General features: G+C 43.6%; 1 protein-coding gene. It reads left to right on the top strand.

The features are described from left to right. Positions 1-58 precede the first annotated feature (58 nt). Positions 59-1,627: an IS3 family transposase gene (locus LKD70_RS18425; protein WP_227709308.1), complete on the top strand. Its 1,569-nt coding sequence runs from the start codon at positions 59-61 to the stop codon at positions 1,625-1,627. Positions 1,628-1,677: the final 50 nt, after the last annotated feature.

The following is a 1,677-nucleotide window of genomic DNA, read 5'->3' as shown; positions in this document are numbered from 1 at the left end:
GGGGATGCGGACGAAATCCTGGACCAAATGAGGTCATTAATAGGAGGAGGTCACGCACATGTATTCCTACGAAGACAGGTTAAGAGCCGTAAAGCTCTATATCCAATACGAGAAGAGTTATGCATCAGTTTATAGAGAACTTGGATATCCTCCATCTTCTCATTCGATAAAGCTCTGGTATAAAGAGTATGAGCAGAACGGCGATCTGCATAAATCATACAATAAAACTAACAAATATAGTGAAGAACAGCGCCGGACCGCCATTCAGTACTATGTTGAGCATGGCCGGAGCAAATCTAGAACAGTTAAAGCTCTCGGGTATCCCACCCGGCAGCAATTAACAGAATGGATAAAACAAGATCTGCCGGACGAGGTGCGGCCTTGCACTAACAGCCAATCTTTGGTACATTTATCGAAAGAGCAGAAAGAACAGGCCGCCATCGAATTATGTACCAGAGATGGAAGCGCACAGGAGATTGCTGATAAATATAATGTAAGCCGATATTCTGTGTATAACTGGGCCTGGGATCTTCTCGGGAAAGGAAACGTATCACCCATGCCCAAAAAGAAGCGAGATACTAAGGTCGCAACTACGGATGAAATTAATTCCCTGAAGAAGGAAATCGAACAACTTCACAGCGAGGCTGAAGAGCTTCAGCGACAGGTTTATCGACTCCGGCTTGAAAAAGATGTACTCGAGAAAGCAGCCGAAATCATAAAAAAAGATGAGGGCGTCAGTCTTGATAAGCTGACCAATCGGGAAAAAGCAATCGTGATTGGCGCCCTTCGCAATAATTATAAACTCCATGAATTACTGGATGTCTTCCACATGGCCAAGAGCAGCTATTGTTATCATCAAGCAGCTTTAAAGGTTCCGGATAAATATAGCAAACTTCGCAAGAAGATCCAAACGGTGTTCGATAACTCCTCAGGCAGATATGGTTATCGTCGCATTCATAGTTCTCTCAAAAGCGAGAAAATCATCGTTTCGGAAAAGGTAGTCCGTCGGATCATGAAAGAAGATAAACTTACTGTCCTTAGTATAAAACGAAAGAAATATAACTCATACAAGGGAGAGATAACACCTGCAGTACCGAACGTAATTAAGCGCGATTTTCATGCCGAACAGCCAAATATGAAGTGGCTGACAGATATCACTGAGTTTCACATACCGGCAGGAAAGATCTATCTATCCCCGATTATAGATTGTTTTGATGGTCTTCCTGTTTCATGGACAATCGGAACGTCACCAGATGCCGCGCTCGTTAATACTATGCTTGATAATGCTATCGGCACCCTAAAGGAAAATGAACACCCAATCGTCCATAGTGATCGAGGAGCACACTACCGCTGGCCAGGCTGGATCGAGAGAATGGAAAACGCAGGATTAACCAGATCTATGTCAAGAAAAGGGTGCTCTCCTGATAACTCCGCTTGCGAAGGTTTCTTTGGCCGCCTTAAAAATGAAATGTTTTATGGTCGCTCATGGAGAGATGTTACTATCGAGGAGTTTATCAAGATTCTCGATGAATATATACACTGGTACGCAGAAAAAAGAATTAAGCTTTCCCTCGGAGGGTTGAGTCCAATTCAATACCGACAGAGCCAAGGACTTATAGCAGCATGATAAATGGGGATAACGGAGGATTAATGGTCCAAGAAAATGTCCGCATCCCC

Origin of the sequence: Ruminococcus turbiniformis (genome assembly GCF_020687545.1) — a bacterium.
In the GTDB taxonomy this organism is placed as follows: Bacteria; Bacillota; Clostridia; order Lachnospirales; family Lachnospiraceae; genus Mediterraneibacter; species Mediterraneibacter turbiniformis.
Note: the sequence above shows the minus strand (reverse complement) of the source record. Positions and strands in the feature narration are given on the sequence as shown.

Coding starts and splice junctions, on each gene's coding strand:
- LKD70_RS18425 (WP_227709308.1), top strand. CDS start 59: ATGTATTCCTACGAAGACAGGTTAAGAGCCGTAAAGCTCTATATCCAA.